Below are 13,525 nucleotides of genomic sequence, written 5' to 3'. Positions count from 1 at the left end.
CCCGCCGACCCCCCGTCGTCCCCCGCAGAGCGGGGTGCCGTCAGAGCGTGAAGGCGCTGACCGCCCGGTGCAGCTCCTTCGCGGTCCCCGCCAGCGCGTCGGCCGTCTGCCGGGCCGCCGCCGCGCTGCTCGTGGTGCGCTCGGAGGCGCTGGCGACGCCGTTGATGCCGTCGCTGATCTCCCGGGTGCCGGAAGAGACCTCGGTGACCGAGCGGACCATCTCCGCCGTCGTCGCCGACTGCTCCTCCACTGCCGAGGCCACCGCCATCTGCAGGGCGTCGATGCGGCCGATGACCTCGCTGATCTGCTCGATCGCCGTGGTGGCGTCTGCGGCGTCGGCCTGCGTGGCGCTGACCTTGCCGACGATCTCGTCGGTCGCCTGCGCGGTCTGGCGCGCCAGCTCCTTGACCTCCCCGGCCACCACCGCGAAGCCCTTGCCCAGCTCACCGGCACGGGCGGCCTCGATGGTCGCGTTCAGGGCCAGCAGGTTGGTCTGCTCGGCGATGGAGGTGATCAGCTTGACCACCTCCCCGATCTCACGGCTCGAGGTGCCCAGGCGCTGCAGCGTCTCCCCCGCCGACCGGGCGGTGGCCACCGCGTCGGCGGCCGTCCGGGAGGCGGTCGACGTGGAGGAGGCGATCTCCCCGATCGCCGACGTCATCTGCTCACCGGCGGCGGCGATGGTGGACATGGACGCCGAGATCTGCCCGGAGGCCCCCGCCACGAGCTGGGCCTGGGCGGCGGACTCGCTGGCACCGGTGGACAGCTGCCCGGCCAGGCCCGCGAGCTCCGCGGACGTCGCCGTCAGCGCGTCGGCGCGCTGGGTGATGCCGCGCACCACCCCCGCCAGCTGGTCCACCGAGGCGTCGGTGGCGGCGCCCAGGCGGCCGACCTCGTCCTTGGTGCTGAGCCCGGTGCGCTGGTCGAGCCGGCCCTGGGCGAGCCCCTGCACCACCTCGAGCACGCGGGCCAGCGGCCGGCCGATGCTGCGGGTGAGCACCACGACCATCGCCACGGCGGCGGCCACGGCCAGCGCGGAGACCGCGACGACCACCCAGCGGGCCCGCGCGGTGGCGCCGGCGCCCTCGTCGTGCTGGGCGGCGGCCTGGTCGAGCTCGGCGTCCTGCAGCTGCAGGACGAACTGGCCCACCATGTCCACGAGCGCCCGCGTCGAGTCGATCCGCGAGGAGGTCAGCGCGGCGTCGCCGGCGGCTGCGGCCTCCAGAGCGGCGGGCCGGGTGACGGTCCAGGCGTCCAGGGTGTGCCCGACGGTGGCGACGGTGACCCGGTCGGCCGCCGGACCGGTGGCCAGGTAGGCGTCCCACTGGTCGGCGAGGGCCTCCTCGCTGGCGGCGACCCGGTCGGCCACCACGGACGTGCCGCCGGGGTGGGTCGGCTCGCGCAGCACCGCCGCGTCGAGCGCCTCCATGTCGCGGGCGAGCGCCAGCTGGTCGGCGTAGACGCCGCTGACCGCCGTCAGCGCCCTCACGTTGCCCTCGCTGACCGCGGTGAGGCGGCGCTGCGCGTCCCCCAGCTCGACGGCGCTGAGCGCCGCCAGGGCGACGAAGAGGACGATGACGGTGCTGAAGGCAGCCACCAGCCTCGTCGTGATGCTGGTGTCGTGCAGGCGCGTCCTCATGGGGCTCTCCCGAGACCTCTCGTCGGCTGTTGCCTGGGGTCTCGGTCTGTGGATCTTCGAACCTGAGGGCCGCGCCGGAGGAGCTGTGCCGCTAGCGGCGCGTCTCCGGGAACAGCAGGTCCACGAAGCGCTCCGCGGTCGGCTGCGGCTCGTGGTTGGCCAGCCCCGGCCGCTCGTTGGCCTCGATGATCACGTACTCGTCCCCCTCGACGTCGGGCACGAGGAAGTCGAGCCCGGTGACGGGGATGCCGATCACGCGGCTGGCGCGGCGAGCGGCCTCCGCCACCACCGGGTGCAGCCGGTCGGTGACGTCGTCGATGGTGCCGCCGGTGTGGAGGTTGGCGGTCCGCCGCACCACCAGCACCTCCCCGCGCGGGAGGACGTCGGCCATGCGGAACCCGGCGTCGGCGACCACCGCCTCGGTGGTCTCGTCGAGCGGGATGGTGCTCTCCCCGCCGGTGGCCTGCGCGCGGCGCCGCGAGTGGCGGCGCACGAGCTCGGCGATCGAGTCGCGGCCGGTGCCGACCACCTGCGCCGGACGGCGCACCGCGGCGGCCACCACCTCGTGGTCGATGACGACGACGCGCAGGTCCTCCCCGGCGACGCGCTCCTCCACCACCACGTCCGGGCAGAAGGCCAGCGCGCGGCGGACGGCGGCGACCAGCGCGTCGTCGTCGGTCACGCCGACGGTGATGCCGCGGCCCTGCTCCCCCCGGGCCGGCTTGACCACCACGTCGCCGGTCGCGGCCAGCAGCTCGCGGGCGGCGCGCAGGTCGTCCTCGTCGGTGCCGGTGGTCTCCGCGGCGCGCGGCACGGCCAGCCCGGCCCCCGCCAGCAGCCGCGCGGTGACGCGCTTGTCGTCGCAGCGGCTCATGGCGACGGCGCTGGTGAGCTCCGACAGCGACTCGCGGGTGAGCACGCTGCGCGCGCCGGAGGAGATCCGCAGCTCTCCCGAGGGCGCGTCGGTGACCTCCACGCGCAGCCCGCGGCGCAGCGCCTCGTCGGCCACGATCCGGGCGTACGGGTTGACCCCGTCCAGGCCGGCGGGCGTCGGTGAGTACAGCGCCTGGTTGATCGGGTTCTTGCGCTTGACGCACACGGCCGGGGTGGGCGAGAAGCCCAGCTTGCGGTACAGCGCGATGGCGCCGGTGTTGCTGTGCAGCACCGACAGGTCGAGGTGGGCGCGCCCGCGCGCCGCGTAGCGCTCCGCCAGCCGGCGCACGAGCGCCTCACCGGTGCCCGGTGGGGCCGCGTCGGGGTCGACGGCGAGGCACCACAGGCTGGCGCCGCCCTCGGGGTCCCCGAAGGCGAGCACGTGGTCGACGCCGGTGACGGTGCCGACCACGCGGGGCGGGCCCGAGCCGTCACCCGCGGCGCGGCGCTGGTCGAGGGCCACGAGGTGGGTGAAGGTGCGGGTGCGCTGGTTGGCCCACATGGTGTCGACGTCGGCCTCGACCATCCGCGCCGTCGCGTAGATGCGGTTGACCTGCTCCAGCTCCTCGCGGGCCTGCACGGTGCGCACCTCGACGTCGCGGACGGCGTCGCGGCGCTGGCGGTAGGTGTGCAGGTCCAGCCGGTAGGTGTACGAGGGGTCCACGAAGAGCTCGTGCGGGGAGGTCCCCACCAGCACCTGGGGGTCGGGCACGTAGCAGGCGATGTCGCGCTTGCCGCTGGCCTCGTCGCGCAGGGCGTCGAGCACGCCGCCGGGCTCGGAGAAGGTGCTGCCGAACACCAGCCGGCCCCAGCCCATGTCCAGGACGACGTCGGGGTCGACCCCGTGGCGCGGGTGGCCGACGCGGGGCCGGGCGCGCAGCCCGGCGACGGGGCGGTGCCGTCGTGCCGCCGAGGGGCCCGCCATCAGCGCACCCCGTGCGTCTGCAGCCAGAGCTCCAGCAGCCCGACCTGCCACAGGCGGTTGCCCTTCAGCGGCGTCAGCTCAGCGTTGGGGGCGTCCAGCAGCTCCGCGAGGGCCTCCGGGCGGAAGAGCCCGCGGTCGCGGGCGGCGTCGGAGGCGAGGGCGTCGCGGACGAGGTCGAGCACGCCCCCCTCGAGGTGGGTCAGCGCCGGCACCGGGAAGTACCCCTTCGGCCTGTCGATGACCTCGGTGGGGATGGTCCGGCGGCCGATGGCCTTGAGGACCCCCTTGCCGCCGTCGGCCAGCTTCAGCTCCGGCGGGACCTGGGCGGCCAGGGTGACGAGGTCCTGGTCGAGGAAGGGCACCCGGGCCTCCAGGCCCCACGCCATGGACGTGTTGTCCACCCGCTTGACCGGGTCGTCCACGAGCATGACCTCGGTGTCGAGCCGCAGCGCGGCGTCGACGGCGGTGGCCGCCCCGGGACGGCCGAGGTGGGCCGCCAGGAAGGCCCGGGACGCGTCCGGGCCGCCCTCGGCGAGCATCCCCTGCAGCGCGCCGTCGCTGACGAGCCACGCCATGCCGCCGGGACCCTCGGGGCCCCTGTCGAAGAAGGCGCGGGCGTAGGCGTCCGTGGCGGCGTCGACGTCGAACCCGCCGCCCGGCCTGCCCGGGACCTGCGCCATCGGCGGGTACCAGTGGTAGCCGGCGAAGACCTCGTCGGCCCCCTGCCCGGACTGCACCACGCGGATCTCCTTCGCCACCTGCTGGCACAGCAGGTCGAAGGCGACGACGTCGTGGCTGACCATCGGCTCGCTCATCGCGCCCACGGTGTGGCCGAGGGCGTCGACGAGCGAAGGGCTGTCCACGGCGATCTTGTGGTGGTCGGTGCCGTACCGCGCGGCGATGATGTCGGAGTACTGGAACTCGTCGCCCTCGCGGCCGCCGGCGGCGTCGAACCCGATGGAGAAGGTGGCCAGGCCGGTCTGTCCCTCCTCGGCGAGCAGCCCGACGATGAGGCTGGAGTCGAGCCCGCCGGACAGGAGCACGCCCACCGGGACGTCCGCCACGAGGCGGCGCCGGACGGCGGTGCGCAGGGCCTCCTCGACGGCGTCCTCCCAGTCGCGGGCGGACCAGCCGGCCTTGGCGGGGTCGCGCTCGTAGGTGGGCTGCCAGTAGACGCGGTCGCGGAACCCGTCGGGGCCGCAGCCGGGCTCGTAGACGCGCACCGTGGCCGGCGGGAGCTTGCGGACGCCGCGCAGCACGGTGCGCGGGGCGGGCACCACGGCGTGCCAGGTGAGGTAGTGGTGCAGCGCCACCGGGTCGATGGAGGTGTCGAGGGTGCCGTCGCGCCGGCCCGCGGCCACGAGCGCGGGCAGGCTGGAGGCGAAGCGCACGGCGCCGCGGCTCTCGGCGAGGTAGAGGGGCTTGATCCCCAGCCGGTCGCGGGCCATGACCACGCGCCCGGTGGCGGGCTCGTGGAGGACGACGGCGAACATGCCCACCAGGTGGTCGACGAAGTCGTCGCGCCACTGCCGGTAGGCCTTGAGGATCACCTCGGTGTCGGAGGTGGACCGGAAGCGGTGGCCCTTCGCCGCGAGCTCCTCGCGCAGCTGCGGGTAGTTGTAGATGCAGCCGTTGAAGACGGCGACGAGCTCGTCGGCCCCTTCGCCGTCGAGCATCGGCTGGGCCCCGGCCTCGGACAGGTCGATGATGGCCAGCCTCCGGTGCGCGAAGGCCACCGGGCCGCGGGCCCACTCCCCCTCGCCGTCAGGTCCGCGGGGCGCGAGCACCTCCGACATGCAGCGCACGGCGCCCGCGTCAGCCGCGGCGCCGTCGAACCTGAGCTCACCGGAGAGTCCGCACACCCGGTGAACCCAACCGCTCCCGGGCCGCGAGCGCCAGCCGGTCAGGCCGGATCCGCGAGGTGGCGAGGAGGCGCGTCAGCGGTCGAGCCGGTACCAGGCGACGCGCTGACCTGCGCCGCAGCGCACGTCCCAGGCGCTGGTGAGCATGTCCAGCAGCTGCTGGCTGTGACCGGCGATGGCGGGCACGGGATCACCGGGGCGGCGGTCGGCGGCCGTGGTGACGGTGAGCTGCACGCGGCGCGGCCCGAGGGAGAGCTCCACGTGGAGGTCCTCCCCCGCTCCGTGGCGCACGCCGTCGGTGGCCAGCTCGGACGCGAGCAGCACCGCGGCGTCGATGAGGGAGCGGTCGGTGACTCCGTGGTCGGACAGGGCGTCGTCGACGAGCAGCCGCACGTGCCCGACGGACGCCGGCACGCGCGCCATGGTCAGCTCGGCGACCGGCGCTCCACCGGCCAGCAGGGTGACCGGCGCCAGTCCGCCCCGCGCTGCCTGCTCAGGCATGTGCCCGACGGTAGCCCCGACGGGGCCGCCACGCCCGGTGACCGCTGAGGTCGGCCTGGTCAGGCGCGGACGCGGAGCCCGCGCGGGCGCCGCCGTCCCTCACCCGGAGTACACCGCGACGACGGGGGCGTGGTCGCTGAACCGCTCGGCGTAGGTGGCGGCCCGGTCCACCTCGCAGGTGCTGGCGCGCTCGGCGAGGCCGGGGGTGGCCCACTGGGCGTCGATGCGCCACCCGGTGTCCTTGTCGAAGGCCTGCCCGCGCCAGCTCCACCACGAGTAGGGGCCGTCGACCGGCCCGGCCAGGTGGCGGGCGACGTCCACCCACCCCTGGGCGGCCCAGCCGTCGAGGTGCGCCTGCTCCTCGGGGAGGAAGCCGGCCTTGCCGCGGTTGCCCTTGGCGTTGCGGATGTCGAGGGCGGTGTGGGCGATGTTGAGGTCGCCGCAGACCACGGCCTGGGGACCGCCGGAGGCGGCGGCGGCGGCGAGCGCGGTCATGCGGGCGCTGACCACGTCGAGGAAGGCCATCTTGTCGTCCTGCTTGGGGGTGCCCGCCTCACCGGAGTGCACGTAGACGGACACGACGGTGAGGACGCCGCTGGGGCTGGCGGGGGTCTCGACGTCCAGCTCCACCCAGCGCCCGGTGCCGTCGAAGCGCTCGTCGACGGTGGTGCGCGCGGCGCCGACGGGCAGCCGGGTGGCGACGGCGACGCCGGCGCGGCCCTTGCTGCCGGCGTCGGTGGGCTCGAGGTGGGCCAGGTGCCAGCCGCCGCCGAGGGACTCCTCGAGGAGACCGACCAGGGTGGCGTCGTCGGCGCGGACCTCCTGCAGGGCCAGCACGTCGGGGCGGCGCTGCTCCAGCCAGGCGGGCATGCCGCGGCGGACCGCCGCCCTGATGCCGTTGACGTTCACGGTGGCGAGGCTGAGGGGCACCCGCCGATCCTGCCCCACCCCGTGATCACGCCGAGGAGGGCCGGTCCCCCGTCGGGGACCGGCCCTCCTCGCGGGTGCGGGCGGGTCTCAGCTCTCGTTGCCGGCGGGCACGTCGCCGCGCCAGGCGCCGGTCGGCGCTCCCTGCTCCTCGATGAAGGCCTTGAACTTCTTGAGGTCGGCCTGGACCTGGTGGTCGTCCACGTTGAAGGCGGAGCCGAGCTTCTCCACGAGGCCCTCCGGCTCCCAGTCCATCTGCACGGTCACGCGCGTCTGGGAGTCCCCGAGGCGGTGGAAGGTCACGACGCCGGCGTGCGTGGGGCCGTCGGTGGACTTCCAGGCGACGCGCTCGTCGGGGTGCTGCTCGGTGATGACGGTGTCGAACTCGCGCTCGACGCCGCCGACCTTGGTGGTCCAGTGGGTGTGGGTGTCGTCGACCTGGCGGATCGACTCGACGCCGCCCATGAAGGCGGGGAAGGACTCGAACTGCGTCCACTGGTCGTAGGCGCGGCGCACGGGGACGTCGACGTCGATGCTCTTCGTCACGGTGGTCATGGATCTTCCGTACCCCCTCCGCGGCGGCGCACACGTGCGCGTCCTGGCGTTCCGCACCGGACGGGCGAGCCGGTCCGGTTGACTGCCCGGGTGCCCGGTCGACGAGCCGCCGCCCCCGCCCCGCGCCGGTCCCGGGGACCCTCCGCCGACGGCGCGGGCCGCCCGCGGCGCCCGCGCCGGACCGCCGCGCTGGTGGCCGCCGGCGTGGCCGCGGCCCTGGTGGCCGGTGGCACCGCCACCGCGGTGGTCTGGCAGCAGCGCGAGCGCGACCGGGACGCCGCCGCCCGGGCCGCCGCCGACTCCCTGGCCGCCGGGCTGGCCTCCGGGGACCTGTCCGGGGCGCGGCTCGTGGACGCCTCGGGAGCCCCCGACGGCGGCGCGGCGGCGGAGCTGGCCACCACGGTGGAGGGCATGGACGGACTGCGCCCGCAGGTCGCCGTGACCGGGGTCACCCGCGACGGCGACCGCGCGACCGCCGCGCTGCAGGTCACCTGGCCGGTGGGCGAGGGGTGGACGTACCCGACCTCGGTGCCGCTGCTGCCCGTCGCCGGCGCCGACGGCGACGGCGCGTGGGGCGCCGACACCTCCCCCGCCGCGGTGGAGCCGAGCCTGGCGGCCACCGAGCGGCTCGCGGTGCAGCGCACCCCCGCGCAGCGCGGGCAGGTGCTGGGCCGCGACGGCTCCGCCATCGTCGCCGACTCCCCCGTCGTCGACGTCGGCGTGCAGCCGAGCCGCACCACCGACCCCGAGGGTCTGGCCGCACAGCTGGCCGCGCTGCTGGACGTGGACGGCGCCGACCTGGCCCAGCGCGTCACCAGCGCGTCACCGGACGCCTTCGTGCAGGTCATCACGCTGCGGCGGGCCGACTACGACGCCGTGAGCGCGCAGCTCAGGCCGCTGCCGGGGACGGTGTTCCGGGAGTCGTCGCTGCCGCTGGCGCCCACGCCCGCCTTCGCCAGGGCCCTGCTCGGCCGGGTCGGGCCGGCCACGCGGGAGCTGGTGGACGCCAGCGGCGGGCGCATCGCCGACGGGGACACCACGGGCGTGTCGGGCCTGCAGCGCACGTACGACGAGCGCCTCGCGGGCACCGCCGGCACCACCGTCCAGGCGGTGGCCCGCGACGACCAGCAGGGCGAGCAGGGCGAGCAGGGCGAGCAGGCGCAGCCGCGGGAGCTGTTCACCACCGAGGCGGTGGCCGGTCAGCCGGTGCAGCTCTCCCTCGACGCCCGGGTGCAGCAGGCCGCTGACGGGGCGCTGGCCACCGCGAGGAGCAAGGACGCGCAGCCGGCGGCGGCCCTCGTGGCCGTCGACGTCCCCAGCGGTGACGTGCTCGCCGTGGCCAACACCCCGGCGACGGGCGCCGACCGGGCGCTCGACGGGCGCTACCCGCCCGGCTCCACCTTCAAGGCGATCACCACCACGGCCCTGCTGGCTGGCGGCCTGACGCCCGACCAGACGGTCCCCTGCCCGGCGACGACGACCGTGGACGGCCGCAGCTTCCGCAACTTCGAGGGCGGGGCGCTGGGCGAGGTGCCGTTCGCCGTCGACTTCGCGCAGTCGTGCAACACGGCGTTCGTGGGGCTGTCGGACCGGCTCGGCCCGCAGGACCTGCCCGACGCGGCCGCCGCGGTGGGGATCGGCGGGGGCTGGGACAGCGGGCTCGGCGTCGACGCCTTCACCGGTGACGTCCCCGCCGACGACGACCCGGTCGCCCGCGCGGCTGCCTCCATCGGCCAGGGGACCGTCCTCGCCAGCCCGCTGTCCATGGCCGTGGCGGCCTCGACCATCGCCCGCGGCGGCTGGACCGCCCCGCGCCTCGTGCTGGACCCCGCCCCGGCCCCCTCCGGGGAGTCCGGTGAGACCGGTGGGTCCGGGGAGTCCGGGGACGGCGGAGCAGCGGCGCAGCCGCAGCCGGACGCGGCGCGCCTCGCCGTCGTCAGCGACCTCATGCGGCAGGTGGCGACGTCGGGCACGGCCAGCGCGCTGGCCGACGTGCCCGGAGCCCCCGTCCACGCCAAGACCGGCACGGCGGAGTACGGCTCGGACACCCCGCCGGCCACGCACGCCTGGGTGATCGGCTTCCAGGGCGACCTGGCCTTCGCGGTGCTCGTGGAGAACGGCACCAGCGGCGGGACGACCGCGGTGCCCGTGGCGGAGGCCTTCCTGCGCGCCCTCGCCTGACCTCCCGCAGTGGCGGGAGCCGCCGGCGCCCGAGAGGCGGGGCCGCTGGCGCGGGGGCAGGGTGGAGCGCGTGTTCGTCGCTGTCGCTGGAGCCCACGGGCAGGTCGCCCGCCGCCTCGTCCGCCTGCTGGCCGCGGGCGGTGACGAGGTGGTGGGGATCGTGAGGAACCCCGACCACGTCGCCGACGTCGAGGCCGACGGCGCCCGCGCCGCCGTGGTGGACCTGGAGTCCGCCGGCGTGGAGGAGGTGGCCGCTGCCGTGTCGGGCGCGGACGCGGTGGTGTTCGCCGCGGGCGCCGGTGCGGGCAGCGGGCAGGCGCGCAAGGACACCGTGGACCGGGCGGCGGCGCTGCTCCTGGCCGACGCCGCGCAGGCGGCGGGGGTGCAGCGGTACGTGCTGGTCAGCTCCTACGGGGTGGACGCCGTGCGCGACGGCGCCACCCCCGACGGCGTGGACCCGGTGTTCGTGGCCTATCTGCGGGCCAAGCTCGCCGCCGAGGCGGAGCTGCTCTCGCGGGCGACGGCCGGCGCCTTCGAGCTGGTGGTGCTGCGTCCCGGTGGCCTCACGGACGAGCCGGGCACCGGGACGGTCTCGCTGGAGCGCTCCCTCCCCCGGGGGCAGGTCTCCCGCGACGACGTCGCCGCCGTGGTCGCGGCGCTGCTGCGCGCACCGGCGCTGCTGCCCCCCGAGGAGGACCCGGTGCTGGAGCTCATGAGCGGTGAGGAGCCCGTCGACGCCGCCGTCGCCCGTTCCCTGACGCCGGCTCCCGCCGCCTGACCCCGTCTGACCCCGTCTGACCCCGTCTGACCCCGACCACGCCGGCCGGGGTGGGGGTGCCGCGTCCGGGCAGCGGGGGCAGGGTGGACGGCGATGCTCAGCACAGCCAGGCCCACCCGTGCCACCGGCCCGGCGACGGCCACGCCGCCCCCCACCGCCACCACCGCCCCGCCCGACGCCGTCCCGTCGGCGGCCTTCGACCTCGCCACGGCAGCCGTCGAAGCGGCGCTCGCCGCGGGCGCCCGCTTCGCCGACGCCCGCGTGGTGGACCGGCGCCACGAGGCGCTCACCGCCCGCGACGGCGACCTGCGCCACCTGTCGCAGACGACCGAGGCCGGCCTCGGCGTGCGCGCGCTGGTCGGTGACGGCTGGGGCTTCGCGGCCCTGGCCGACCCGACCGGCGAGCGCGACGCCCGCGCCACCGGTGAGCGGGCCGTCGCCGTGGCGCGCGCCAGCGCGGCGGTCCGCAGCCCCCAGCACCGCGGGCCCGTCGAGCTGCTCCCCGTCCCGCCGCAGCGCGGCGGCTGGGCCAGCGGCTGCGCGCGCGACCCGTTCGACGTCCCGCTGTCCGAGAAGGCCGACCTCCTCGTGGGCGTCACGCAGGCGATGCGCGCCGCGGGGGGCGCGGTCATCGGCGTCACCGAGGCCCTGTCAGCGGCGTGGGACACCCGGACCGCCTACGTCTCCAGCGAGGGCGCCCGCGTGGGGCAGCACGTGCGCGAGACCGGCGCCGGCATGCACTGCCTGGCCCTGGGCGAGCACGAGGTGCAGCGCCGCTCCTACCCCGCCTTCCGCGGCCAGTACGGCACCCGCGGCTGGGAGCTGGTGGACGAGCTCGACCTGCCCGCCCACGCCGACCGGATCGCCGAGGAGGCCGCCGCCCTGCTCACCGCGCCGCTCTGCCCGAGCGAGGAGACCACGCTCGTGCTCGGCGGGGAGCAGATGAGCCTGCAGATCCACGAGTCGGTGGGCCACGCCATCGAGCTGGACCGCATCCTCGGCTGGGAGGCCGCCTACGCCGGCACCTCCTGGCTGGACCTGTCCCGCCTCGGCGACCTGCGCTTCGGCTCCGAGCTCATGAACATCACCATCGACCCGACCATCCCCGGCGCCCTGGGCTCCTTCGGGTACGACGACGAGGGCACGCCCGCCGCCCCGCGCGACGCGGTGCGGAACGGGATCTGGACGGGCGTGCTGGCCGGGCGCGACTCCGCCGCCCTGGCCGGCTACGACCACGCCGGGTCGGTGCGCGCCGACGGCTACGGGCGCCTCCCGATGGTCCGCATGACGAACGTCGGCCTGGAGCCCGGGCCGCACTCGCTGGAGGAGGTCGTCGCCTCCACCGACCACGGGGTGCTGATGGAGCACAACAGGTCCTGGTCGATCGACGACAAGCGCCTCGACTTCCAGTTCGGCTGCGAGATCGCCTGGGAGGTGGAGGGCGGGAAGCGCGGCCGCATGCTCCGCAACCCCTCGTACACGGGCACCGGCCCGGTGTTCTGGAACAGCCTGGACATGCTGGCGGGCCGCGAGCCCGGGGAGTGGCGGGCGTGGGGCACGCCCAACTGCGGCAAGGGGCAGCCGGGCCAGGTCGGGCACACCGGCCACGGGGCGGCGCCCGCCCGCTTCACCGGCGTGCGGGTGGGGGTGCGCGGATGAGCGCCGAGCAGCAGCACCGCGGCCCCGACGGCCTCGACGGCCTCGACGCGGTCACCGAGCGGGTGCTCGACGAGGTCCGCCGCCAGGGCGGGAGCGGTGTCGAGGCGACCACCCGCGCCGACCTGCACCGCCTGGCGCTGACGCGCTTCGCCGGCTCCGGGATCCACCAGAACACCGAGGACGAGCGGACCACCGTGCACCTGCGCGTGGCCCTCGACGGCGGCCGCAGCGCGTCGGTCTCGACCACGAGGACGACGACGATGGCGCTCGCCGAGCTGGTCACCGCTGCGCTCGCCGCGGCCCGGCTGAGCCCGCGCGACGCGGCCTGGCCGGGGCTGTCCGGGCCGGGGTCCGCGCCGGCGGGGGCGGGCCCTGACGACGCCACCGCCGCCGCGGGTCCGGCCGAGCGAGCCGCGCTCGTGGCCGCCTTCGTCGAGGCCGCCGGCGGCCTCGAGACCGCGGGCTACGCGCAGACCACGGTGCTGACCAGCGCGATCGCCGACACCGCCGGGCTGCACGCCAGCGCCACGTCCACGGGGGCCGTGGTGGACGGCATCGCGCGCGCCCTGCCCGCCGCAGCCGGGGACGCGGCGGCCGGGCCGTCAGGAGACCCCTCGTTCCGCGCTGACGGCGTCGGCCGGGCCGCCGCCCGGGCCCTCGCCGACCTCGACCCGGCCGCGCTGGGCGCCCGCGCGGCCCGGCGCGCGCTGGCGCAGGCCGCTCCGGCGCAGCCCCTGCGCCGCGGCGAGCTGCCGGTGGTGCTGGAGCCGTCAGCGGTGCTCGACGTCGTCGCGGGGCTGCTGGGCTCGACGTTCAGCGGTCGCGGGCTCGTGGAGGGCACCAGCGGGGTCCGGCTCGGCGAGCAGCAGCTCGACCCGGCGCTCACGCTCCTCGACGACCCGCTCGCCCCGGGGTCCACGGCGCTGCCGTTCGACGTCGAGGGCACGCCCGCGCGGCGCACCGAGCTCGTGCGCGACGGCGTGCCGCGCGCGGTGACCACCGACCGCCGCACAGCCGCGGCCCTGCGCGGCAGCCACCCGCAGCTGCCGGCCACCGCGGGCGCCCACGACGCCAGCGACACCTGGGGGCCCGTCGCGCAGGCGCCGGTGCTCTCCCCCGGCGGCAGCGGCTCGGTCGACGACCTCGTCGCGGGGCTCGAGCACGGGCTGCTCGTGTGCGACCTCTGGTACACCCGGCTGGCGGAGGCCAAGCGGTCCGTGTGGACCGGGCTGACGCGCAACGGCACCTTCCTCGTGCGCGACGGCGAGGTGGTCGGGCCGGTCGGGGTGCTGCGGTTCACGCAGTCCTACCTCGAGGCGCTGGCCCCCGGCGCAGTCCTGGTCGGGTCCGACGCCGAGGCCCTGCCGCGCGCCCTGACGTTCGGGGCGGCGGGGACGGCGCGCGTCGTCGTCCCCTCGCTGCGCCTGGCGGGCTGGAACGTCACCGGGGGCGCCGCCACCTGACCGTGATCATGGGCGTCCGCCACCCCGGGGAGCCTCACCAGGGTGGCGGACGTCCATGATCACGGCGGGACGAGGGGGTTGGCGAGGCGGAGGCGGGTGCCC

10 protein-coding genes are annotated in these 13,525 nt (G+C 76.6%); 4 read left to right on the top strand and 6 right to left on the bottom strand.

Features of this window, described 5'->3' with window-relative positions; genetic code table 11:
* Positions 1-40: 40 nt before the first annotated feature.
* The 6 genes from FHN55_RS19115 to FHN55_RS19090 all read right to left on the bottom strand — a co-directional run bounded on the left by FHN55_RS19115 (position 41) and on the right by FHN55_RS19090 (position 7,342).
* Positions 41-1,639, bottom strand: a complete 1,599-nt coding sequence (locus FHN55_RS19115) for a methyl-accepting chemotaxis protein (protein WP_139713998.1) — start codon at positions 1,637-1,639, stop codon at positions 41-43.
* Positions 1,640-1,730: 91 nt separating this feature from the next.
* Complete coding sequence (gene ngg / locus FHN55_RS19110; protein WP_139713997.1) at positions 1,731-3,497, bottom strand: N-acetylglutaminylglutamine synthetase; 1,767 nt, start codon at positions 3,495-3,497, stop codon at positions 1,731-1,733.
* The gene (locus FHN55_RS19105; protein ID WP_139713996.1) at positions 3,497-5,359 is read right to left on the bottom strand and encodes an N-acetylglutaminylglutamine amidotransferase; all 1,863 of its coding nucleotides are present in this window, start codon (positions 5,357-5,359) and stop codon (positions 3,497-3,499) included. The genes ngg and FHN55_RS19105 overlap by 1 nt, the downstream gene beginning before the upstream one ends.
* Positions 5,360-5,434: 75 nt before the next feature.
* Positions 5,435-5,860, bottom strand: a complete 426-nt coding sequence (locus tag FHN55_RS19100; protein WP_139713995.1) for an ATP-binding protein — start codon at positions 5,858-5,860, stop codon at positions 5,435-5,437.
* A gap of 99 nt (positions 5,861-5,959) precedes the next feature.
* A complete protein-coding gene (locus FHN55_RS19095; protein WP_257571132.1) occupies positions 5,960-6,790 on the bottom strand; it encodes an exodeoxyribonuclease III in 831 nt (276 codons plus the stop codon).
* 87 nt (positions 6,791-6,877) lie between these two features.
* Positions 6,878-7,342, bottom strand: a complete 465-nt coding sequence (locus FHN55_RS19090) for an SRPBCC family protein (protein WP_139713993.1) — start codon at positions 7,340-7,342, stop codon at positions 6,878-6,880.
* A gap of 90 nt (positions 7,343-7,432) precedes the next feature.
* On the opposite strand from FHN55_RS19090, the gene FHN55_RS19085 reads away from it, so the two are divergent.
* The 4 genes from FHN55_RS19085 to FHN55_RS19070 all read left to right on the top strand — a co-directional run bounded on the left by FHN55_RS19085 (position 7,433) and on the right by FHN55_RS19070 (position 13,423).
* On the top strand, positions 7,433-9,523 hold the full coding sequence (locus tag FHN55_RS19085) for a penicillin-binding transpeptidase domain-containing protein (RefSeq protein ID WP_139713992.1): 2,091 nt from the start codon (positions 7,433-7,435) through the stop codon (positions 9,521-9,523).
* Positions 9,524-9,593: 70 nt separating this feature from the next.
* Positions 9,594-10,301 (top strand): NAD(P)-binding oxidoreductase, encoded by a 708-nt coding sequence (locus tag FHN55_RS19080; RefSeq protein WP_139713991.1) that lies wholly within the window; start codon positions 9,594-9,596, stop codon positions 10,299-10,301.
* A 93-nt stretch (positions 10,302-10,394) separates the two neighbouring features.
* Complete coding sequence (locus FHN55_RS19075; RefSeq protein ID WP_139713990.1) at positions 10,395-11,960, top strand: TldD/PmbA family protein; 1,566 nt, start codon at positions 10,395-10,397, stop codon at positions 11,958-11,960.
* Complete coding sequence (locus FHN55_RS19070; RefSeq protein WP_139713989.1) at positions 11,957-13,423, top strand: metallopeptidase TldD-related protein; 1,467 nt, start codon at positions 11,957-11,959, stop codon at positions 13,421-13,423. The genes FHN55_RS19075 and FHN55_RS19070 overlap by 4 nt, the downstream gene beginning before the upstream one ends.
* The last annotated feature ends 102 nt before the right edge of the window (positions 13,424-13,525 follow it).

Origin of the sequence: Streptomyces sp. NP160, assembly GCF_006335115.1 — a bacterium.
GTDB lineage: Bacteria > Actinomycetota > Actinomycetes > Actinomycetales > Quadrisphaeraceae > Quadrisphaera.
Note: the sequence above shows the minus strand (reverse complement) of the source record. Positions and strands in the feature narration are given on the sequence as shown.

Coding starts and splice junctions, on each gene's coding strand:
- FHN55_RS19115 (WP_139713998.1), bottom strand. CDS start 1,639: ATGAGGACGCGCCTGCACGACACCAGCATCACGACGAGGCTGGTGGCT.
- ngg (WP_139713997.1), bottom strand. CDS start 3,497: ATGGCGGGCCCCTCGGCGGCACGACGGCACCGCCCCGTCGCCGGGCTG.
- FHN55_RS19100 (WP_139713995.1), bottom strand. CDS start 5,860: ATGCCTGAGCAGGCAGCGCGGGGCGGACTGGCGCCGGTCACCCTGCTG.
- FHN55_RS19090 (WP_139713993.1), bottom strand. CDS start 7,342: ATGACCACCGTGACGAAGAGCATCGACGTCGACGTCCCCGTGCGCCGC.
- FHN55_RS19075 (WP_139713990.1), top strand. CDS start 10,395: ATGCTCAGCACAGCCAGGCCCACCCGTGCCACCGGCCCGGCGACGGCC.
- FHN55_RS19070 (WP_139713989.1), top strand. CDS start 11,957: ATGAGCGCCGAGCAGCAGCACCGCGGCCCCGACGGCCTCGACGGCCTC.